15 protein-coding genes, 1 tRNA gene and 3 rRNA genes are annotated in these 21,466 nt (G+C 54.1%); 8 read left to right on the top strand and 11 right to left on the bottom strand.

What is annotated here, in order from left to right; all coding sequences use genetic code 11:
- Positions 1–148: 148 nt before the first annotated feature.
- The 3 genes from glnL (at position 149) to QRD42_RS05030 (ending at position 2,850) form a co-directional block, all read left to right on the top strand.
- The gene (glnL, locus tag QRD42_RS05040) at positions 149–1,198 is read left to right on the top strand and encodes a nitrogen regulation protein NR(II) (RefSeq protein ID WP_072571410.1); all 1,050 of its coding nucleotides are present in this window, start codon (positions 149–151) and stop codon (positions 1,196–1,198) included.
- A gap of 8 nt (positions 1,199–1,206) precedes the next feature.
- Positions 1,207–2,616: a nitrogen regulation protein NR(I) gene (gene glnG, locus QRD42_RS05035; protein WP_072571411.1), complete on the top strand. Its 1,410-nt coding sequence runs from the start codon at positions 1,207–1,209 to the stop codon at positions 2,614–2,616.
- 111 nt (positions 2,617–2,727) lie between these two features.
- Entirely contained in the window at positions 2,728–2,850 is a 123-nt protein-coding gene (locus QRD42_RS05030; RefSeq protein ID WP_158684879.1) for a YshB family small membrane protein, read from the top strand.
- 30 nt (positions 2,851–2,880) lie between these two features.
- On the opposite strand, the gene hemN is transcribed toward QRD42_RS05030, so the two are convergent.
- Both hemN and yihI read right to left on the bottom strand, forming a co-directional pair.
- Positions 2,881–4,254: an oxygen-independent coproporphyrinogen III oxidase gene (hemN, locus tag QRD42_RS05025; RefSeq protein WP_321988312.1), complete on the bottom strand. Its 1,374-nt coding sequence runs from the start codon at positions 4,252–4,254 to the stop codon at positions 2,881–2,883.
- Between the two features lie 186 nt (positions 4,255–4,440).
- Positions 4,441–4,962 carry a Der GTPase-activating protein YihI gene (gene yihI / locus QRD42_RS05020; protein WP_072571413.1) on the bottom strand — a complete coding sequence of 174 codons (522 nt, stop codon included), beginning with the start codon at positions 4,960–4,962 and terminating at the stop codon, positions 4,441–4,443.
- A gap of 576 nt (positions 4,963–5,538) precedes the next feature.
- On the opposite strand from yihI, the gene yihA reads away from it, so the two are divergent.
- On the top strand, positions 5,539–6,165 hold the full coding sequence (gene yihA / locus QRD42_RS05015) for a ribosome biogenesis GTP-binding protein YihA/YsxC (RefSeq protein WP_321988311.1): 627 nt from the start codon (positions 5,539–5,541) through the stop codon (positions 6,163–6,165).
- 306 nt (positions 6,166–6,471) lie between these two features.
- On the opposite strand, the gene polA is transcribed toward yihA, so the two are convergent.
- From polA to QRD42_RS04995, 4 genes are all read right to left on the bottom strand, one after another.
- Positions 6,472–9,258: a DNA polymerase I gene (gene polA / locus QRD42_RS05010; protein WP_321988310.1), complete on the bottom strand. Its 2,787-nt coding sequence runs from the start codon at positions 9,256–9,258 to the stop codon at positions 6,472–6,474.
- A gap of 392 nt (positions 9,259–9,650) precedes the next feature.
- Positions 9,651–10,274, bottom strand: coding sequence for a thiol:disulfide interchange protein DsbA (gene dsbA, locus QRD42_RS05005; RefSeq protein ID WP_072571416.1), 624 nt, complete (start codon positions 10,272–10,274; stop codon positions 9,651–9,653).
- A 26-nt stretch (positions 10,275–10,300) separates the two neighbouring features.
- A complete protein-coding gene (locus QRD42_RS05000; protein WP_318364320.1) occupies positions 10,301–11,287 on the bottom strand; it encodes a serine/threonine protein kinase in 987 nt (328 codons plus the stop codon).
- 76 nt (positions 11,288–11,363) lie between these two features.
- The gene (locus QRD42_RS04995; RefSeq protein ID WP_023479302.1) at positions 11,364–11,633 is read right to left on the bottom strand and encodes a YihD family protein; all 270 of its coding nucleotides are present in this window, start codon (positions 11,631–11,633) and stop codon (positions 11,364–11,366) included.
- Positions 11,634–11,702: 69 nt separating this feature from the next.
- Between QRD42_RS04995 and mobA the strand changes: the two genes are divergently transcribed.
- Positions 11,703–12,287 (top strand): molybdenum cofactor guanylyltransferase MobA, encoded by a 585-nt coding sequence (gene mobA / locus QRD42_RS04990; RefSeq protein WP_072571418.1) that lies wholly within the window; start codon positions 11,703–11,705, stop codon positions 12,285–12,287.
- The gene (mobB, locus tag QRD42_RS04985; RefSeq protein WP_321988309.1) at positions 12,284–12,787 is read left to right on the top strand and encodes a molybdopterin-guanine dinucleotide biosynthesis protein MobB; all 504 of its coding nucleotides are present in this window, start codon (positions 12,284–12,286) and stop codon (positions 12,785–12,787) included. The genes mobA and mobB overlap by 4 nt, the downstream gene beginning before the upstream one ends.
- A 74-nt stretch (positions 12,788–12,861) precedes the next feature.
- On the opposite strand, the gene rrf is transcribed toward mobB, so the two are convergent.
- The 4 genes from rrf to QRD42_RS04965 form a co-directional block, all read right to left on the bottom strand.
- A 5S ribosomal RNA gene (rrf, locus tag QRD42_RS04980) occupies positions 12,862–12,977 on the bottom strand.
- 92 nt (positions 12,978–13,069) lie between these two features.
- Positions 13,070–15,975: ribosomal RNA gene (locus QRD42_RS04975) — 23S ribosomal RNA — on the bottom strand.
- A gap of 209 nt (positions 15,976–16,184) precedes the next feature.
- Positions 16,185–16,260, bottom strand: a tRNA-Glu gene (locus QRD42_RS04970).
- Positions 16,261–16,344: 84 nt separating this feature from the next.
- Positions 16,345–17,884 (bottom strand): 16S ribosomal RNA (locus QRD42_RS04965).
- Together the 16S, 23S and 5S rRNA genes with 1 tRNA gene alongside form the textbook arrangement of a ribosomal RNA operon.
- A 482-nt stretch (positions 17,885–18,366) precedes the next feature.
- Between QRD42_RS04965 and QRD42_RS04960 the strand changes: the two genes are divergently transcribed.
- On the top strand, positions 18,367–19,065 hold the full coding sequence (locus QRD42_RS04960) for a FadR/GntR family transcriptional regulator (RefSeq protein WP_072570840.1): 699 nt from the start codon (positions 18,367–18,369) through the stop codon (positions 19,063–19,065).
- An 11-nt stretch (positions 19,066–19,076) separates the two neighbouring features.
- Positions 19,077–20,474, top strand: a complete 1,398-nt coding sequence (gene mdtD / locus QRD42_RS04955; protein ID WP_318376993.1) for a multidrug transporter subunit MdtD — start codon at positions 19,077–19,079, stop codon at positions 20,472–20,474.
- Here mdtD and rbsR read toward each other — a convergent pair.
- Complete coding sequence (rbsR, locus tag QRD42_RS04950; protein WP_072570844.1) at positions 20,471–21,463, bottom strand: ribose operon transcriptional repressor RbsR; 993 nt, start codon at positions 21,461–21,463, stop codon at positions 20,471–20,473. The genes mdtD and rbsR overlap by 4 nt on opposite strands.
- Between the last annotated feature and the right edge of the window lie 3 nt (positions 21,464–21,466).

The raw sequence follows: 21,466 nt of genomic DNA, 5'->3' as shown, positions 1-21,466 counted from the left end.
AGACAGACGCCTGAGGTTTTTTGTTGCCGTGGAACTTTAGCCCATCTCAGGATGGGCTTTTTTCTCCACGCCAGGCACATATTTACGAATAGTTCACCGACTTACACTTATAATGCACTGTATTGGTGCACACTAAGGAGACTGCTGAATGGCAACAGGCGTGGTGCCCGATGCTGGGCAGATCCTCAATTCTCTGATCAACAGTATTTTGCTGGTTGATGATGACCTGGCAATTCACTATGCGAACCCGGCGGCGCAACAGTTGCTGGCCCAAAGTTCACGCAAGCTGTTTGGCACACCGTTACCCGAACTACTGAGTTATTTTTCGCTGAATATTGGCCTGATGCAGGAAAGTTTGCAGGCCGGACAAGGCTTTACCGATAACGAAGTGACGCTGGTGATCGATGGCCGTTCACATATTCTTTCCCTGACCGCGCAACGTCTGCCGGAGGGCCTGATCCTGCTGGAGATGGCGCCCATGGATAATCAGCGCCGCCTGAGTCAGGAGCAGTTACAGCACGCTCAGCAGATCGCCGCCCGCGACCTGGTGCGTGGCCTGGCCCATGAAATTAAAAATCCGCTCGGCGGTTTGCGCGGCGCGGCGCAGTTGCTCAGCAAAGCGCTGCCCGACCCGGCGCTGATGGAATACACCAAAGTCATTATTGAACAGGCTGACCGGCTGCGAAATCTGGTGGACCGTCTGTTAGGCCCGCAGCAGCCGGGAATGCACGTCACGGAAAGTATTCATAAGGTGGCGGAGCGCGTGGTAAAGCTGGTATCGATGGAGCTGCCGGAAAACGTCACCCTGGTGCGCGATTACGATCCCAGCCTGCCCGAATTACCGCACGATCCCGACCAGATCGAACAGGTTTTACTGAATATTGTGCGCAATGCTCTGCAGGCGCTTGGCCCGGAGGGCGGCGAGATTGTGCTGCGTACCCGCACGGCCTTCCAGCTGACGCTGCACGGCGTGCGCTATCGCCTCGCCGCACGCATTGATATTGAAGATAACGGGCCGGGTATCCCGTCGCATTTGCAGGACACGCTGTTTTATCCGATGGTCAGCGGTCGCGAAGGCGGTACCGGGCTTGGGCTGTCCATTGCCCGCAATTTAATCGATCAGCACTCCGGCAAAATTGAATTCACCAGTTGGCCAGGACATACCGAATTCTCGGTGTTCCTGCCTATTCGGAAGTAGAGGTATTTATGCAGCGAGGGATAGTCTGGATCGTTGATGACGATAGCTCCATCCGCTGGGTGCTGGAACGCGCGCTCACCGGGGCTGGCTTGAGTTGTACGACCTTTGAAAGTGGCAACGAGGTGCTTGACGCGCTGACCACCAAAACCCCGGATGTTCTGTTGTCGGATATTCGTATGCCAGGGATGGATGGCCTCGCCCTGCTTAAACAGATCAAACAACGACATCCAATGCTTCCGGTCATCATAATGACGGCACACTCCGATCTGGATGCGGCGGTCAGCGCCTATCAGCAAGGGGCCTTTGATTATCTGCCGAAACCCTTTGATATTGATGAGGCCGTTGCGCTGGTTGAACGTGCGATCAGCCATTATCAGGAACAGCAGCAGCCGCGCAACGTGCAGGTATTTGGCCCAACGACGGATATTATTGGCGAAGCCCCGGCGATGCAGGATGTGTTCCGCATTATCGGCCGTCTGTCGCGCTCATCCATCAGCGTGCTGATTAACGGCGAGTCCGGGACAGGTAAAGAGCTGGTGGCGCATGCCCTGCATCGCCACAGCCCGCGCGTGAAAGCGCCGTTTATCGCGCTCAATATGGCGGCCATCCCCAAGGATTTGATTGAATCTGAACTCTTCGGTCATGAAAAGGGGGCCTTTACCGGGGCGAATACGATCCGTCAGGGGCGCTTTGAACAGGCCGATGGCGGCACATTATTCCTTGATGAGATCGGCGATATGCCGCTGGATGTGCAGACCCGCTTACTGCGCGTGCTGGCGGACGGACAGTTTTACCGCGTCGGCGGCTTTGCGCCGGTAAAAGTGGACGTGCGTATTATTGCCGCCACGCACCAGAATCTGGAGCTGCGCGTGCAGGAGGGGAAATTCCGTGAGGATTTATTCCATCGCCTGAACGTGATCCGCGTGCATCTGCCGCCGCTGCGCGAGCGCCGGGAAGATATTCCGCGTCTGGCGCGCCATTTCTTACAGGTCGCCGCCCGCGAACTGGGCGTGGAAGCCAAGCAACTGCACCCGGAAACGGAAGCGGCGCTGACGCGCGTGGCCTGGCCGGGTAACGTACGGCAGTTAGAAAACACCTGCCGCTGGCTGACGGTGATGGCGGCCGGTCAGGAAGTGCTGATTCAGGATCTGCCGGGCGAGCTGTTCGAAACCACTATCCCGGACAGCCCGTCGCAAACGCTGCCCGATAACTGGGCGACGCTGCTGGCGCAATGGGCCGATCGCGCGCTGCGTTCCGGTCATCAAAACCTGCTTTCGGAAGCGCAGCCGGAGATGGAGCGTACGCTGCTTACCACGGCGTTACGCCATACGCAGGGGCATAAACAGGAAGCCGCCCGCCTGCTCGGCTGGGGCCGTAATACCCTGACGCGCAAGCTGAAAGAGCTGGGAATGGAATGATTTTCGGGATGAATGTAAAGATGGATTCATAGCCGCAAATTGCTGCTATTTTGAGCTTTACTGTTCCGATGAGTTGAGTATGATCAGGCGCGTTCACGCGGGAGAGAGATCATGCTGGAGTCATTAATTCATTTTGTATCGAGCGGCGCAGACGTCGCCACTGCAGCCAGCCAGACGCCCCATACGGCAATCGCGGCTGTCCTGTGCGCGGCGCTGGTCGGGCTGTTCAGTTAAATCATATCCCCTCCTGGCGAGGGGATACGCTTATATGACGCGCGAGAACTGCTGCATCCGCGCTTTCTGGCGCAGATAAGCATCGAAGCACATGCAGATGTTGCGGATCAACAGACGGCCTTTTGGCGTCACCTGAATACCCTTCTCATCCACCTCCACCAGCCCGTCTTTCGCCAGCGGCGCAAGCAGTTTTAAATCCTCAGCAAAATAGTCCTGGAAATCCACATTCCATGCGCGTTCGACCGCGGCGTATTCCAGGCGGAAATTGCAGATCAGCGCTTTGATGACATCGCGGCGGATACAGTCGTCGCGGGTGAGCGCGATGCCACGCCACAGGGCATTGCCGGTCTCATCCACCTGTTGATAATAGCGTTTCAGCTCTTTCTGGTTCTGCGCGTAGCTGTCGCCAATCATGCTGATGGCCGAGACGCCAAAGCCAAGCAGATCGGTATCGCCCTGGGTGGTGTACCCCTGGAAGTTGCGGTGCAGCACGCCTTCACGCTGGGCCACGGCCAGCTCGTCATCCGGGCGGGCAAAGTGATCCATACCAATAAATTGATAGCCTGAATCCATCAGCGAGGAAATCGTCTCCTGCAGAATATCCAGTTTCTGCTGCGCGGTCGGCAGATCGGCATCTTTGATTTTACGCTGGGCGGCAAAGAGAGACGGTAAATGCGCGTAGTTGAACACGCTCAGGCGATCCGGGCTGAGCTCCGCCACGCGTTTGAGCGTGAAGGCAAAGCTTTCCGGCGTCTGCTTCGGCAGGCCATAAATCAGATCGATATTGGTCGAGGTAAAGCCGATGTCGCGCGCGCGTTTGATCAGCGCAAAGATAAATTCTTCATCCTGCTCACGGTTCACCAGGCGCTGCACTTCTTTGTTGAAGTCCTGCACGCCCATGCTCAGGCGGTTAAAGCCTTCGTGGCGCAGGTGGTCGAGCACATCAAGTTCGATTTCCCGTGGATCAACTTCAATCGAGATTTCCGCATCCGCATTAAAACTGAACTGCGAACGCAAAATCTGCATCAGGCGGCTGATCTGGGCTTTATTAAGATAGGTTGGCGTCCCGCCGCCCCAGTGCAGCTGGCTGACCTGACGGCCGGCGAACAGCGGCGCGCGGTGCAGGATCTCCTGCTCCAGCGCATCAAGATATTGATCGGCTTTATGCTGCTGGCGGGTGACGATTTTATTGCAGCCACAGAAGTAGCAGAGCTTGTGGCAGAACGGAATATGCACATACAGCGACAGCGGGCGCTCCGGGTAACGGGCAACAGCCTGCAGAAACTGCGGTTCGCCGTAAGATTCGGCAAACTCCAGCGCGGTCGGGTATGACGTATAACGCGGCCCGGAATAGTTATATTTCTGGATCAGGGCCAGATCCCAGTCGATTAACTGCGAAGACATGCTTACTCCTTCCGGTAATGCCGTCGGCGAGTCCGGCGGCCTGGACTGATCCCCTGGCGGGTCATCAGCCGGTTGCGCAGCCTTTTTTGCTGCTGCGACAACCGTCGTAGTTTAACGAATAACCACGCCAGATAACATATAACCGGAAGGGTTATTAGCAGGACGGGTAAGCCCATGCAGTAACCGTTAGTTGCCACCCTTAAGCAGGCGCATCATATCTTCTTTTTTGTCTTCCTCTTCTTCGTCGTCTTCATCGTCGTAAGAAAGACCCAGCTGCTGCATCAGCTCATCAATTCTGTCCAGCTTAGCATCCACCCATGCCTGATCTTCACTGCTCAGGGTTTCGCCATCTTCAAGACGTTCCAGCAGCGCATCCAGGCGCTCATCCGTTTCCAGCATATCCAGTTCAGCCTGCGGTGAAAGCATAGGTTTCTCGCTCTTAGGTTTTTGCTGACGCGCTACCGGGGCGGCGGTTTTGCTGACGCCTAACGGTACCGGGGTTTTACTGCCAATACGGGGATCTTTCTGCTTGTTCTGACCGCGGGAGCCGGAGGCGCTGTCGCCGCCTGACGCACGGCTGCCCGCCGCATTGCCGCTGTGTTTCTTCTGGCGCTTGCGATCGCGAGATTCCTGGTTGATTTCATCGCGGGTTTTACGACGCGTTTTTGCGGGGCCATTGCCACGCGGAGCCGACGAAGGTTTATTCATAATGTTTGGTCTTGAGCCGTTTTTATTCAGTATAGAATTGCGGCGGAATCTAGCAGAAAGCAAGCAAAGAAAAAAGGCGACAGAGTAAACTGTCGCCTTTTTTCTTGTCCCACCACCCGAAACGGGCTGAACCATCCGTGTTTGCTTGCAACCTGCCCTGTCTGTCCTTTAGCGGTAAACCGTCCCTGATTAAATCCCTGTCCCTGTAAAAACGTCTCCAGACGTTTATCATCCCTTAAAATCCCGGTCTTCGCCTCCTGGCGCTCCAGACCCCTTATCCTTAAGTCTGCATCCTGTGGCGTCCTCGCCTTTGCACACTACTTTACCTTTTTGACGAAAACTCACAAGTATGTAACACGCGTTACGCCATGCTTTAGGAAAATTCCATACTGGCAGGTCTTTAATTAACAATAGGTTAGACAAAGGTCACCCTGCAACTATTCTTAAATGTCCCATAAAAGCCGTGGCTAATGTCTTACAAAACGAATGGCTATTTTGAGCCGATGGCGAGAAAACCAGCCTTTTCCCGGCGTTCAGGTATAATCCCCCAAAGCTTTATTTATGGAGACGACCGCTTTGACTAAATTGAATTATCATCAGACGCATTTTGTGATCAGTGCGCCTGATATTCGCCACTTGCCCGCCGATTCCGGAATTGAAGTGGCCTTTGCGGGCCGTTCCAACGCAGGCAAATCAAGCGCGCTGAATACCCTGACTAACCAGAAGAGCCTGGCGCGTACGTCCAAAACCCCGGGGCGCACCCAGCTTATCAACCTCTTTGAAGTTGCCGATGGCAAGCGCCTGGTCGACTTACCAGGCTATGGCTACGCCGAAGTGCCGGAAGAGATGAAAATCAAATGGCAGCGCGCGCTGGGCGAATACCTGGAAAAACGCCAGTGTTTGCAGGGTGTGGTCATCCTGATGGATATTCGCCATCCGCTGAAGGATCTTGATCAGCAAATGATCCTGTGGGCCGTGGAAAGTGATATTCAGGTGCTGGTATTGCTGACCAAAGCCGACAAACTGGCGAGCGGCGCGCGTAAAGCGCAGGTGAAGATGGTGCGTGACGCGGTACTGGCCTTTAACGGCGATGTGCAGGTAGAAGCCTTCTCTTCTCTGAAAAAGATTGGCGTTGATAAGCTGAGTGAAAAGCTGGATACCTGGTTTAACGGCGTACCGACGGCAGAAGAAAGCGCAGAATAAGAACGGGCGCGGCAGGCCGCTGCGCTGTGTTTTTTACCGCTTTGCGCAATAAAAAACGCCCCAGTCATTACTGACTGGGGCGGCTAAAATATTCAGCCAAATCCGATTACGTGAAGTAAAAGGTCTGAAAGATAGAACATCTTACCTCTGTACCCTACGTCTTTAACTCTACTCTTTTTTCAGACGGACACAAAGTGCTTTTTGTAATTTTTTTTCATTCTTTACATAGCGAATTCTAATGATTGTCACAAAACGTGCGGCGTTATGTTGCTTACTTACATAAACACCGCGTTATTCATTGAACCCTTAGTGCGCCTGATCCCAGTTTTCACCGCTCCCGACTTCCACCAGCAACGGCACGTCCAGCCTGGTGCTGTTTTCCATCAGTTCATGGATCTTTTTAGATACCGCTTCGACGTCATCTTTATGCACTTCGAACACCAGTTCATCGTGAACCTGCATAATCATCCGCACACGCGGTTTTTCCGTTTCTAACCACTGGTCAACGGCAATCATCGCGCGCTTAATAATGTCAGCTGCGGTGCCCTGCATAGGGGCGTTGATCGCTGCGCGTTCCGCCCCGGCACGACGTGCGCCGTTGCTGGATTTGATGTCCGGCAAATAGAGGCGACGGCCGTCAAGCGTTTCCACGTAGCCCTGCTCTTTAGCCTGCGCGCGGGTACGTTCCATATATTCCTGCACGCCCGGGTAGCGCTCAAAATAGAGGTCCATATACTTTTGCGACTCGCGGCGCGGGATATTGAGCTGGCGCGACAAGCCAAAGGCGCTCATCCCGTAGATCAACCCGAAGTTAATGGCTTTGGCGCTGCGGCGCTGTTCATTGGATACGCTTTCCAGCGGCATGCCGAACACTTCTGCCGCCGTGGCGCGGTGAATATCTTTTCCTTCCGCAAAGGCGGACAGCAGGCCTTTATCGCGCGACAGATGCGCCATGATGCGCAGTTCGATTTGCGAGTAGTCCGCAGAGACAATCACGTAATCTTCCGGGGCGATAAACGCCTGGCGGATACGTCGCCCTTCCTCATTGCGCACCGGGATGTTCTGCAGGTTGGGATCGGTGGATGACAGCCTGCCTGTCGCGGTCACCGCCTGATGATAAGAAGTGTGTACGCGGCCGGTTTTGGGATTGATCATCAGCGGCAGCTTGTCGGTGTAGGTCGATTTCAGCTTCGACAAGCCGCGATGCTCAAGAATGATTTTCGGCAGTGGATAGTCCAGCGCCAGCTCTTCCAGCACCTCTTCGGAGGTGGACGGCGCGCCGCCCGGCGTTTTCTTCAGCGGTTTAATGCCCTGTTTTTCGAACAGGATGGTCTGCAACTGCTTGGTTGATGCCAGGTTAAACGGCTCGCCTGCGATGTCGTGGGCAATTTTTTCCAGTTCTGCCAGGCGCAGCGTGATTTCGCCGGAGTGCTTGTGCAGCACCGCCGGATCGATTTTAACGCCGTTGCGCTCAATGCGTGATAGCACCGGCACCAGCGGCATCTCGATATTGTTGAAAATGTTCAGCGGACCGGCGTGCTGTTGCAGCTTTGGCCACATTTTCAGATGCAGTTGCAGTGTGACGTCGGCGTCTTCTGCCGCGTAACGACCCGCCTGCTCCAGATCGATCTGATTGAAGGTCAGCTGGTTTTTACCTTTACCGGCAATCTGCTCAAAGGTGATGGTGGTATGTTTGAGCCAGCGATCGGCGAGGGTGTCCATATCGTGACGCCCGACCACGCTGTCCAGAATGTATGACTCCAGCATGGTGTCAAACGCGATGCCGCGCAGCTCAATACCGTAATTTTGCAGGATGCCGCGGTCGAACTTCAGGTTTTGCCCGACCTTCAGCACTTTTTCATCTTCCAGCAGCGGCGTAAGCAATTCCAGCGCCCGTTCACGGGAGATCTGTTCCGGCGCATCCAGATAGTCATGGGCAACGGGAATATAGATCGCCACGCCAGGCTCCACCGCAAAAGAGAGGCCCACCAGATTGGCGCTGACGTTATCCAGGCTGTCGGTTTCGGTATCAAAAGCCAGCACCGGGGCTTTTTGCAGGCGCGGGATCCAGGCCTTTAATGTCTCTTCGTCCAGAATGGTCAGGTAATTATCCGAGGAGAGCACCGTAGCGGGCTCGTCGTCTTCTTCCACGACAATTGCGGCTTCAAAGGGGCGAGCCGCAGATTTAGCGGCTTTTGTCTGCAACCATTTCCCGGCTTCAAGATCGGCCGTCCAGCGTTTGAATTCATACTTCCGGAACATCGCCATCAGCTCGTCAACGGCCGGTGCCTTTACCTCAAGCTTGTCGCAGGTCAGCTCCAGCTCAACATCCGTTTTGATGGTGGCCAACTGATAAGAGAGGTAGGCCACTTCTTTATTTTGTTCCAGCTTCGCCGCCATAGTTTTCGCCCCACGGAACGACAGGCTGGCAATTTTTTCCGGCTCGGCATAGAGCGCATCCAGCCCGCCCAGCCCCTGTAGCAGCGCCTGTGCGGTTTTCTCGCCCACGCCAGGTACGCCTGGGATGTTATCCGAGGAATCGCCCATCAGGGCGAGGAAGTCGATAATCAGTTCCGGCGGTACGCCGTATTTACTGATCACCTCTTCCGGACCGAGAATGGTGTTCGACATGGTGTTGATCAGGGTGATGCCTGGCGTGACCAGCTGCGCCATATCTTTGTCACCGGTACTGATCAGCACCGGGCGGCCCATTTTTTCGGCTTCCCGCGCCAGAGTGCCGATCACGTCATCAGCTTCAACGCCTGACACGGCCATTAACGGCAGGCCCATGGCTTTTACCATCGCATGCAGCGGTTCGATCTGCGCGCGCAGATCGTCCGGCATCGGCGGTCGGTGAGATTTGTAGTGTTCAAATAACTCGTCGCGGAAGGTCTTGCCTTTGGCATCAAACACCACAGCAGCATGCGTCGGCTGGTACTGAAGGATCAGGCTTCTGAGCATATTCAGCACACCGTACATCGCACCGGTAGGTTCACCGGCGCTGTTGGTCAGCGGCGGGAACGCATGGTAAGCGCGATAAAGGTAAGACGAGCCGTCAACAAGGATAAGTGGGTTTTCTGGGATCTGAACCATGATGTCCGTGCCTGTTTATTAAATTATGGTTAAAGGATGCCACAGACCGGCGCAAACTTCAGTTTTTCGCCGAATTTGCAGTAAAAGATTTCTCGATCTCCGGGATCGATCGCATCTTCATTCTGTGGATAACTTTGTGAGTTATTTCGATAGCACTGGATAATTGTGCTTTACTGGCGATCGGGATTTTAAAAATATCCTTTATATTCAGTTAAATAAAAGCATGAGAACGATCGTTATTGCGGATCGATGACAATTTACTCCATGTGGATATAAGCGTTTGGTCTGAATGCGCGATCGGTAAGCGGGCGTCAAAATCGGATGGGGTGGGCGTGAAGCGCAGGGCCAGCAGGAAAAGCACAACGCCGATCGATGACCGGCGTTGTCGAAACTTATTTCAGCGAAACGAGGTGCTTGACGGTATCAGCATATTGCTGGACAAAAACGTCCATATTGCTGGTATCCATACCCTGCGGGTTAAGCTGATATTTGCCGTTAACAAACATGGCCGGTACGCCCTGCAGTTGCAGATCGGCTGCGGCTTTCTCCTGCTGTGCAACCAGCGATTTCACGACGAAGCTGTTTAGCGCCGCATCGTAATCTTCACCCTTAACGCCGGCATCGACAAACACTTTACGAATGTCAGCAACGTTCTGCACCGTCTGGGTTTTCTGTACCGCTTCGAACATAGGGGCCGTGATCTTATCTTCCACGCCCAGCGCCATCGCCACTGCCCATGCTTGTGTCAAATCCTTGCCCAGCGGGCCGAGGAATTCCACATGGTATTTGGTCATTTTGGTGCCTTCCGGCAGCGTTTTCTTCACGGCATCAGAGATGTGCCAGACGCGTTCAAAATCGTAGCAGTGCGGGCAATAGAATGAGAAAAACTCAAGAACCTGAGGCTCTCCGGCTACAGGTTTATCAAGCGTGATGTACTGTTTGCCGTCGGTGAACTGCGCAGCGGAAGCGCTGAATGCCAGAATCATACCTGCCAGCGCCAGCCAAATCTTCTTCATGTTAATGCTCTCCTGGATGTTTGACGTTAATACATAGGTGTTAATTGCAAAGGCGGCTCGCGAAGAACCTTAACCTGCTCAATGAAAGTCAGGGTTTGCTGATGCCAGTAATCTTCCCCGGTCAGCCACGGAAAGTTTCTGGGAAACGCCGGATCGCCCCAGCGTCTGATAAGCCACGCCAGGTAATAGACCTGCCGCATGGCGCGTAACGGTTCGATGAGAGCCAGTTCGTCCGTATTAAACTCACTGAACTCCTCATAGGCTTCAATGATCATTTCCAGTTGCATGCGCTGCTCGGCTTTATCGCCGTTAAGCAGCATCCAGAGATCCTGAATGGCCGGGCCGTTGCGCGCATCATCTAAATCGACAAACAGCGGGCCGTCCCGCCACAGGATATTGCCTGCGTGACAATCGCCATGCAGACGCAGCCGGGTAAAGCGGTTATGCCATTGCCCTGTGACTTCGTTGATCAGAGTATCAGTGGCGCGCAGAAAAGCGTCTTTAAGCCCGGACGGGATCAGCGCGGCGTTTTCAAAAACGGCGCGGGGCTCAAGCAGGTATTCATTAATGCCGATATCCGGACGGAAGGCGAAACAGGTTTTGCGCCCGGTCTGGTGCAGACGCCCCAGATAGCGGCCAACCCACTCCATTTGATCAAGGCTGTCGGATTCAAACTGACGGCCACCGAGACTGGGAAAAACGGCGTAGTAAAAACCCTGATGGGTGAGCAGCGTCTGGTCGTTAAACGAAAGGGGGGCGGCAACAGGAACCTCATCGCTCAACAACTCTTCTGCAAACTGATGCTCTTCGCGGATCTGATCCGCTGACCAGCGTTGAGGACGATAGAATTTGACCACATAGCGCCGACGGTCTTCATCCTGGAACTGATAGACACGGTTTTCATAACTGTTAAGCGGGGTGAGACCAGAATCAACCCGGATCCCCTGCGCAAACAGCGCATCCATGATGGTATCCGGGTGTAGCGTCTGGAAAGTAAAAGCGTTGTCGGTCATCCCAAGTTCCGGAAATTACTGCGAATGACTCAGAATATCATTTTGTGGCCATTTCGGTGGCGCCGCTTACAAGCTTTTACTCTTTAATTACGCCACGGGCGCGCAGCAGGGCGGTTTTAAAATCCTCTTCGTAGTCTTTCTGAATACCCGGGATCGCCGCATCTTTCGCGGAGTCACGCATTTTCAGGTGATAGATCAGAATATCATCAGAAAGGTCTGCCAGTTCGCCTTCATAACCTGACTCCTGCGCCAGTTTCTGCAAAAATTGCATCAGGTTAAGTTCCGGCTCTTTTTGCCAGGCAGGCTGGAGGAGTTCGATGACTTCGTTCAGGCGTTTACATTTCATGCTCAGTGCTCCTTATTTTGATAGAGACACGTTAGCAGGGTCAAACCCACAATAAAAGAGGCGATATTAGTGTATCAGTCTGGAGCCATCACCGGCGTTGTGCTGGCTGGCGGTAAAGCCACGCGCATGGGTGGAAAAGATAAAGGCTTACTGGAGCTTAACGGTCAGCCATTATGGCGGCACGTCGCTGAAAAGCTGGCCGCGCAGGTGGACGCGGTGGTTATCAGCGCCAACAGAAATCTGGCCGTATATCAGGCGAGCGGCTATCCGGTTATTCAGGACTCTCTGGCCGGTTTTCCTGGCCCGCTGGCGGGCATGCTGGCAGTTATGCAGCAGGTAAACAGCGAGTGGTTCCTGTTTTGCCCGTGTGATACGCCTGCAATTCCCGTGGATCTGGCGGCGCGGCTGCGGGCCGGTCTTAATGGCGCGCCTGCCGCATGGGTGTCCGATGGCGAGCGCGATCATCCGGCTATTACTTTGATGCACCGTCAGCTCGCACCTTTCCTGACAGAATATCTGGCATCCGGTGAACGTCGCGTCATGGTGGCTTTGCGCCAGGCTGGAGGAAAGGCGGTGGATTGCAGCGACATTAAATCCGCTTTTATTAACGTTAATACGCCAGAGGATCTGGCTGGCAGACAGGAGCATCAATGATACCTTTGCTGGCGATTGCCGCCTGGAGCGGTACGGGTAAAACAACGCTGCTTAAGGCGCTGATCCCTGAACTCTGTGTCAGAGGGATACGCCCGGGGATCATCAAGCATACGCATCATAATATGGATGTCGATAAACCCGGTAAGGATAGCTATGAATTGCGAAAGGCGGGCGCAGCGCAAACGCTGGTCGCCAGCCAGCAACGCTGGGCGCTGATGACCGAAACGCCGGAGGATCCTGCGCTGGATCTGGCGTATCTTGCCAGCCGTATGGACAGCAGTAAGCTTGATATTATTCTGGTGGAAGGTTTTAAGCATGAGCCAGTGGCAAAGATCGTGCTTTTTCGCAGCGCTGCCGGTCACGATGTGAGTGAACTGGCACTGGATGAACACACGATAGCCGTCGCCAGCGATATTGCCTTAAAGGTGAGCGTGCCGACGCTGGATCTGAATGATGTTAACGCAATAGCAGATCTTATAATGCGCTGGATGAAGGGCTGAGAGAGCTCTTCTTTTCATTTTCAGCGTACAACGAAAAAAGGCCATCCGTGAGGATGGCCTTTCGCTTGTTTGATGCCTGGCAGTTCCCTACTCTCGCATGGGGAGACCCCACACTACCATCGGCGCTACGGCGTTTCACTTCTGAGTTCGGCATGGGGTCAGGTGGGACCGCCGCGCTAGTGCCGCCAGGCAAATTCTGTTCGTCTAAYGCCTTAAGGCATTAAACAGTAATCTGTATCAGCTGAAAATCTCTCAAATCCGCCAAAACATCTTCGGCGTTGTAAGGTTAAGCCTCACGGTTCATTAGTACCGGTTAGCTCAACGCATCGCTGCGCTTACACACCCGGCCTATCAACGTCGTCGTCTTCAACGTTCCTTCAGGACCCTTAAAGGGTCAGGGAGAACTCATCTCGGGGCAAGTTTCGTGCTTAGATGCTTTCAGCACTTATCTCTTCCGCATTTAGCTACCGGGCAATGCCATTGGCATGACAACCCGAACACCAGTGATGCGTCCACTCCGGTCCTCTCGTACTAGGAGCAGCCCCCCTCAATTCTCCAGCGCCCACGGCAGATAGGGACCGAACTGTCTCACGACGTTCTAAACCCAGCTCGCGTACCACTTTAAATGGCGAACAGCCATACCCTTGGGACCTACTTCAGCCCCAGGATGTGATGAGCCGACATCGAGGTGCCAAACACCGCCGTCGATATGAACTCTTGGGCGGTATCAGCCTGTTATCCCCGGAGTACCTTTTATCCGTTGAGCGATGGCCCTTCCATTCAGAACCACCGGATCACTATGACCTGCTTTCGCACCTGCTCGCGCCGTCACGCTCGCAGTCAAGCTAGCTTATGCCATTGCACTAACCTCCTGATGTCCGACCAGGATTAGCTAACCTTCGTGCTCCTCCGTTACGCTTTAGGAGGAGACCGCCCCAGTCAAACTACCCACCAGACACTGTCCGCAACCCGGATTACGGGTCCACGTTAGAACACCAGCCATTAAAGGGTGGTATTTCAAGGATGGCTCCACGCAGACTGGCGTCCACGCTTCAAAGCCTCCCACCTATCCTACACATCAAGGACCAGTGTTCAGTGTCAAGCTATAGTAAAGGTTCACGGGGTCTTTCCGTCTTGCCGCGGGTACACTGCATCTTCACAGCGATTTCAATTTCACTGAGTCTCGGGTGGAGACAGCCTGGCCATCATTACGCCATTCGTGCAGGTCGGAACTTACCCGACAAGGAATTTCGCTACCTTAGGACCGTTATAGTTACGGCCGCCGTTTACCGGGGCTTCGATCAAGAGCTTCGCGTTGCCGCTAACCCCATCAATTAACCTTCCGGCACCGGGCAGGCGTCACACCGTATACGTCCACTTTCGTGTTTGCACAGTGCTGTGTTTTTAATAAACAGTTGCAGCCAGCTGGTATCTTCGACTGGTTTCAGCTCCGCGAGCAAGTCGCTTCACCTACGCACCAGCGTGCCTTCTCCCGAAGTTACGGCACCATTTTGCCTAGTTCCTTCACCCGAGTTCTCTCAAGCGCCTTGGTATTCTCTACCTGACCACCTGTGTCGGTTTGGGGTACGATTCTGTGTTACCTGATGCTTAGAGGCTTTTCCTGGAAGCAGGGCATTTGTCACTTCAGCACCGTAGTGCCTCGTCGTCACGCCTCAGTGTTAAAGTGAACCGGATTTACCTGGAACACACACCTACACGCTTAAACCGGGACAACCGTCGCCCGGCCAACATAGCCTTCTCCGTCCCCCCTTCGCAGTAACACCGAGTACAGGAATATTAACCTGTTTCCCATCGACTACGCCTTTCGGCCTCGCCTTAGGGGTCGACTCACCCTGCCCCGATTAACGTTGGACAGGAACCCTTGGTCTTCCGGCGAGCGGGTTTTTCACCCGCTTTATCGTTACTTATGTCAGCATTCGCACTTCTGATACCTCCAGCAGACCTCACAGTCCACCTTCAACGGCTTACAGAACGCTCCCCTACCCAACAACACATAGTGTCGCTGCCGCAGCTTCGGTGCATGGTTTAGCCCCGTTACATCTTCCGCGCAGGCCGACTCGACCAGTGAGCTATTACGCTTTCTTTAAATGATGGCTGCTTCTAAGCCAACATCCTGGCTGTCTGTGCCTTCCCACATCGTTTCCCACTTAACCATGACTTTGGGACCTTAGCTGGCGGTCTGGGTTGTTTCCCTCTTCACGACGGACGTTAGCACCCGCCGTGTGTCTCCCGTGATAACATTCTTCGGTATTCGCAGTTTGCATCGGGTTGGTAAGTCGGGATGACCCCCTAGCCGAAACAGTGCTCTACCCCCGAAGATGAATTCACGAGGCGCTACCTAAATAGCTTTCGGGGAGAACCAGCTATCTCCCGGTTTGATTGGCCTTTCACCCCCAGCCACAAGTCATCCGCTAATTTTTCAACATTAGTCGGTTCGGTCCTCCAGTTAGTGTTACCCAACCTTCAACCTGCCCATGGCTAGATCACCGGGTTTCGGGTCTATACCCTGCAACTTAACGCCCAGTTAAGACTCGGTTTCCCTTCGGCTCCCCTATACGGTTAACCTTGCTACAGAATATAAGTCGCTGACCCATTATACAAAAGGTACGCAGTCACCCCATAAAGAGGCTCCCACTGCTTGTACGTACACGGTTTCAGGTTCTGTTTCACTCCCCTCGCCGGGGTTCTTTTCGCCTTTCCCTCACGGTACTGGTTCACTATCGGTCAGTCAGGAGTATTTAGCCTTGGAGGATGGTCCCCCCATATTCAGACAGGATACCACGTGTCCCGCCCTACTCTTCGAACTCACAACATATGCATTTTTGTGTACGGGAGTATCACCCTGTACCCTGCGACTTTCCAGACGCTTCCACTAACACACATGCTGATTCAGGTTCTGGGCTCCTCCCCGTTCGCTCGCCGCTACTGGGGGAATCTCGGTTGATTTCTTTTCCTCGGGGTACTTAGATGTTTCAGTTCCCCCGGTTCGCCTCATGCCACTATGTATTCATGACATGATAGTGCAACGGATTGCACTGGGTTTCCCCATTCGGGTATCGCCGGTTATAACGGTTCATATCACCTTACCGGCGCTTATCGCAGATTAGCACGCCCTTCATCGCCTCTGACTGCCAGGGCATCCACCGTGTACGCTTAGTCGCTTAACCTCACAACCCGAAGATGTTTCACTTCTGATTGCAAAAATTTGAGAGACTCGAACACACCGTTTTTCTTTTCTTGTTACGGAGAAAAGAAACAGCGTGTCGTTTCAATTTTCAGCTTGATCCAGATTTTTAAAGAGCAAATATCTCAAACGAGACTCGGAAGTCTGTTTTGAGATATAAAGGCCGGTGACTTTCACTCACAAACCAGCAAGTGGCGTCCCCTAGGGGATTCGAACCCCTGTTACCGCCGTGAAAGGGCGGTGTCCTGGGCCTCTAGACGAAGGGGACACTGAAGTCTCAATCGCAAGACGCCTTGCTTTTTACTTTTCATCAGACAATCTGTGTGGACACTGCAAGGCAGGTTCTTTCAGGTAAGGAGGTGATCCAACCGCAGGTTCCCCTACGGTTACCTTGTTACGACTTCACCCCAGTCATGAATCACAAAGTGGTAAGCGCCCTCCCGAAGGTTAAGCTACCTACTTCTTTTGCAACCCACTCCCATGGTGTGACGGGCGGTGTGTACAAGGCCCGGGAACGTATTCACCGTGGCATTCTGATCCACGATTACTAGCGATTCCGACTTCACGGAGTCGAGTTGCAGACTCCGATCCGGACTACGACATACTTTATGAGGTCCGCTTGCTCTCGCGAGGTCGCTTCTCTTTGTATATGCCATTGTAGCACGTGTGTAGCCCTACTCGTAAGGGCCATGATGACTTGACGTCATCCCCACCTTCCTCCAGTTTATCACTGGCAGTCTCCTTTGAGTTCCCGACCGAATCGCTGGCAACAAAGGATAAGGGTTGCGCTCGTTGCGGGACTTAACCCAACATTTCACAACACGAGCTGACGACAGCCATGCAGCACCTGTCTCAGAGTTCCCGAAGGCACCAAAGCATCTCTGCTAAGTTCTCTGGATGTCAAGAGTAGGTAAGGTTCTTCGCGTTGCATCGAATTAAACCACATGCTCCACCGCTTGTGCGGGCCCCCGTCAATTCATTTGAGTTTTAACCTTGCGGCCGTACTCCCCAGGCGGTCGACTTAACGCGTTAGCTCCGGAAGCCACGCCTCAAGGGCACAACCTCCAAGTCGACATCGTTTACAGCGTGGACTACCAGGGTATCTAATCCTGTTTGCTCCCCACGCTTTCGCACCTGAGCGTCAGTCTTTGTCCAGGGGGCCGCCTTCGCCACCGGTATTCCTCCAGATCTCTACGCATTTCACCGCTACACCTGGAATTCTACCCCCCTCTACAAGACTCAAGCCTGCCAGTTTCGGATGCAGTTCCCAGGTTGAGCCCGGGGATTTCACATCCGACTTGACAGACCGCCTGCGTGCGCTTTACGCCCAGTAATTCCGATTAACGCTTGCACCCTCCGTATTACCGCGGCTGCTGGCACGGAGTTAGCCGGTGCTTCTTCTGCGGGTAACGTCAATTGCTGAGGTTATTAACCTCAACACCTTCCTCCCCGCTGAAAGTACTTTACAACCCGAAGGCCTTCTTCATACACGCGGCATGGCTGCATCAGGCTTGCGCCCATTGTGCAATATTCCCCACTGCTGCCTCCCGTAGGAGTCTGGACCGTGTCTCAGTTCCAGTGTGGCTGGTCATCCTCTCAGACCAGCTAGGGATCGTCGCCTAGGTGAGCCGTTACCCCACCTACTAGCTAATCCCATCTGGGCACATCTGATGGCAAGAGGCCCGAAGGTCCCCCTCTTTGGTCTTGCGACGTTATGCGGTATTAGCTACCGTTTCCAGTAGTTATCCCCCTCCATCAGGCAGTTTCCCAGACATTACTCACCCGTCCGCCACTCGTCACCCGAGAGCAAGCTCTCTGTGCTACCGTTCGACTTGCATGTGTTAGGCCTGCCGCCAGCGTTCAATCTGAGCCATGATCAAACTCTTCAATTTAAGTTTGATGCTCGTGAATTAAACTTCGTAATGAATTACGTATGTTCACTCCAGAGACTTGGTATTCATTTAGCGTCTTTCGACGTTTAAGAATCCATGTCCTTGAGTGCCCACACAGATTGTCTGATAAATTGTTAAAGAGCAGTTGCGACGCGCTTTAGCGCTSTGTCGCGAGGTCMCGTATAATACGTTTTCCTCATTCAGAGTCAAGCGATTATTTTGCTTTTCTCTGCYGGTCATTCCCGGAGGAAGACCTTCTGACCCGGTGGCCTGTAAGCCGTTGTTCCGTGTCAGTGGWGGCGCATTATAGGGAGTTATTCCGGGCTGACAACCCCTAAATTCAAAAAACTTTTCAAGCGCGTTTTTTTTCATCAAAGCGTTGTAAAAAGCATCATCATTTGGCGAATTTGCTCTTTTTATCATCGACATCCCCCGGCAGATGGCATACTAGAACGTAAAAATGAGAAAAAGGAATGCGACGAATGCCTTTAAGCGCACAACAGTTAGCGGCACAAAAGAACCTTTCTTATGTACTGGCTGAAAAACTGGCCCAACGGATCTTAACCGGTGAGTATGCGCCCGGAAGCATCCTGCCTGCAGAGATGGAATTAGGCGAAGCGTTCGGCGTGAGCCGTACCGCCGTAAGAGAAGCAGTAAAGACCCTGACTGCAAAAGGCATGGTGCTGCCGCGTCCTCGCATAGGTACACGCGTGATGCCGAAAAGCAGCTGGAACTTCCTTGATAAAGAACTGCTCTCCTGGTGGATGACCGAAGAGAACTTTCAGGAAGTCATTCAGCACTTCCTGGTTCTGCGCAGCACCCTTGAACCTCAGGCATGCCAGCTCGCAGCCCTTCTTGGCAGCGCAGAGCAAAAAGCGCATTTGAATACGCTGATGGATGAGATGGTGCAATTAAAGAAGCATTTTCAGCGCGAGCGCTGGATAGAAGTGGATATGGCCTGGCATGAACATATCTACGCGATGAGCGGCAATCCCTTCCTTACCTCTTTCGCTGCCCTCTTTCATTCGGTGTACCACACCTACTTCACCTCTATTACACAAAATGAAGTGGTAAAGCTCGAAAATCATCAGGCGATTGTAGATGCCATTCAGGAAAGCGACGCTCAGGGTGCCTATGAGGCCTGCCAGCTATTGTTGAACGCTCCCCACCCGGCTAAATAACAGGAATTCGCATGACAGAGAAAAAAGCGCGCAGTATGGCGGGCCTGCCGTGGATCGCGGCAATGGCTTTCTTTATGCAGGCGCTGGATGCGACCATTTTAAACACGGCACTGCCGGCGATAGCCCAGAGCCTGAACCGTTCCCCGCTGGCGATGCAGTCGGCGATTATCAGTTACACCCTGACGGTCGCTATGCTGATCCCGGCGAGCGGCTGGCTGGCGGACCGCTTCGGCACACGCCGCGTCTTTATGCTGGCCGTTTCGCTGTTCACCCTCGGATCGCTGGCCTGCGCCCTGTCGAGTTCGCTCGGTATGCTGGTTATCTTCCGCGTGGTGCAGGGTATCGGGGGCGCAATGATGATGCCGGTGGCGCGTCTGGCATTACTGCGGGCATATCCGCGCAGTGAACTGCTGCCGGTGCTGAACTTCGTCACCATGCCTGGTCTGATAGGCCCGATCCTCGGCCCGGTACTGGGCGGCGTAATGGTGACCTGGGCGAGCTGGCACTGGATATTCCTGATCAACATTCCCATCGGTATTGCCGGGCTGTTTTATGCCCGTAAATATATGCCGAACTTCACGACGCCGCGCCGGGGCTTCGATATGCGGGGCTTTTTTCTGTTCGGCCTGAGCCTGGTGCTGTTTTCCTGCGGCATGGAGCTGTTTGGCGAGAAGATTGTCGCCAGCTGGATCGCCTTGTCGGTGATCGTCAGCGGCCTTTTGCTTCTGCTGGCTTATATCCGCCACGCCCGCCGACACCCGACACCGCTGATTGCGCTGCCGATGTTTAAGACGCGTACCTTTTCCGTCGGCATCGCCGGTAATCTGGCGTCCCGCCTTGGAACCGGATGCGTGCCCTTTTTAATGCCGCTGATGTTACAGGTCGGCTTTGGCTATCCGGCGCTGATCGCGGGCTGCATTATGGCCCCCACCGCCATGGGTTCTATTCTGGCGAAATCCGCGGTGACTCAGGTTCTGCGCCGCTTTGGTTATCGTAATACGCTGGTTGGCATTACGGTGATTATCGGCGTGATGATCGCCCAGTTCGCGCTGCAATCCCCCGCCATGCCGCTGTGGATGCTGATCCTGCCGCTGTTTGTGCTGGGGATGGCGATGTCCACGCAGTTTACCGCCATGAATACCATTACCCTTGCCGATCTGAATGATGAGAACGCCAGCAGCGGTAACAGCATGCTGGCCGTGACGCAGCAGTTATCCATCAGTCTGGGGGTGGCGGTCAGCGCGGCGGTGCTGCGCTTTTATGAAGGGTTTGAGAACGCGAATACCGTGGAGCAGTTTCACTACACCTTTATTACCATGGGGGTAGTCACGCTGATATCCGCTTCCGTCTTTATGCTGTTAAAAGCCAAAGACGGCCGTAACCTGATTAAAGAGCGGCATAAAGCTTAGGCGGAGCCGCGTTCCATTAACACCGGCGTCAGTTGCAGACGCTGCTGGACCAGGGTGGGATCGGTGATGCGATGCAGTAACACATCGATAGCCAGCTCACCCAGTTCATCTTTCGGCTGATGGATGGTGGTCAGCGGGGGCGTCATGTAACGCGCCAGCTCAATATCATCGTAGCCGACAATCGCCATATCCTGCGGCACCTTCAGTCCGGCCTGATATAACGCCTGGTACGCGCCAAAGGCCATGGCGTCGTTACCGATAAACACCGCCTGCGGACGCGCTTTTTGCGCCAGCAGGATCTGCATCGCCTCATAGCCGCCGCCAAACTCAAAGTTACCGACGATCTCATCGCCTTCACGAATTTCGAGGCCTGCGCGTGCCATGGCTTCGCGATATCCCTCCAGACGTAAACGCGCCGGGGTTTTATCCAGCGGCCCGGTAATGCAGGCGATACGGGTATGGCCTTTATCAATCAGGTGCTGCGTTGCCATATCACCGCCCAGCAGCGAGTTATCCTGAATGAGATCGCTGTAACCATCGAACGGCGCCCAGTCCATCATCACCGTCGGAATGGACGGGTAACGCTGCATGATTTCCTGCGAGGGCTGATGGGTTTCGGTGCACAGCAACAGTAAGCCATCGACGCGCTTTTGCATCAGCGTCTCCAGATTACTGTTCATGCGCTGTTCATCGCCTTCGGTATTACACAGCACCAGGCTGTAGCCACGCTCGAAGCAGCTGCGCTCAACGCCGCGCACCAACTCGGAATAGAAGGGGTTGGTACTGGCGGTGATCAGCATGCCGATAGTACGGGTCTGGTTGATCTTAAGGCTGCGCGCCAGCGCCGAAGGGGCGTAGTTCAGGCTTTTGATCGCCGCGTCCACTTTCGCGGTGATCGCCTCGCTGACGAACCGGTCTTTATTAATGACGTGCGAGACGGTGGAGGTGGACACGCCCGCCAGCCGGGCAACATCTTTCATGGTTGCCATGAG

It is taken from the genome of Enterobacter sp. PGRG2 (assembly GCF_030291195.1).
Classification (GTDB): domain Bacteria; phylum Pseudomonadota; class Gammaproteobacteria; order Enterobacterales; family Enterobacteriaceae; genus Enterobacter_D.
This window is presented reverse-complemented; position numbering and strand designations above follow the sequence as displayed.

Bases quoted from the DNA above. Each gene is read 5' to 3' on its own strand.
- QRD42_RS04995 (WP_023479302.1), bottom strand. From the start codon at position 11,633: ATGAAATGTAAACGCCTGAACGAAGTCATCGAACTCCTCCAGCCTGCC.
- glnG (WP_072571411.1), top strand. From the start codon at position 1,207: ATGCAGCGAGGGATAGTCTGGATCGTTGATGACGATAGCTCCATCCGC.
- QRD42_RS05030 (WP_158684879.1), top strand. From the start codon at position 2,728: ATGCTGGAGTCATTAATTCATTTTGTATCGAGCGGCGCAGACGTCGCC.
- QRD42_RS05000 (WP_318364320.1), bottom strand. From the start codon at position 11,287: ATGACCGACAACGCTTTTACTTTCCAGACGCTACACCCGGATACCATC.
- yihI (WP_072571413.1), bottom strand. From the start codon at position 4,962: ATGAATAAACCTTCGTCGGCTCCGCGTGGCAATGGCCCCGCAAAAACG.
- polA (WP_321988310.1), bottom strand. From the start codon at position 9,258: ATGGTTCAGATCCCAGAAAACCCACTTATCCTTGTTGACGGCTCGTCT.
- rbsR (WP_072570844.1), bottom strand. From the start codon at position 21,463: ATGGCAACCATGAAAGATGTTGCCCGGCTGGCGGGCGTGTCCACCTCC.
- hemN (WP_321988312.1), bottom strand. From the start codon at position 4,254: ATGTCTTCGCAGTTAATCGACTGGGATCTGGCCCTGATCCAGAAATAT.
- glnL (WP_072571410.1), top strand. From the start codon at position 149: ATGGCAACAGGCGTGGTGCCCGATGCTGGGCAGATCCTCAATTCTCTG.
- QRD42_RS04960 (WP_072570840.1), top strand. From the start codon at position 18,367: ATGCCTTTAAGCGCACAACAGTTAGCGGCACAAAAGAACCTTTCTTAT.
- mobB (WP_321988309.1), top strand. From the start codon at position 12,284: ATGATACCTTTGCTGGCGATTGCCGCCTGGAGCGGTACGGGTAAAACA.
- dsbA (WP_072571416.1), bottom strand. From the start codon at position 10,274: ATGAAGAAGATTTGGCTGGCGCTGGCAGGTATGATTCTGGCATTCAGC.
- mdtD (WP_318376993.1), top strand. From the start codon at position 19,077: ATGACAGAGAAAAAAGCGCGCAGTATGGCGGGCCTGCCGTGGATCGCG.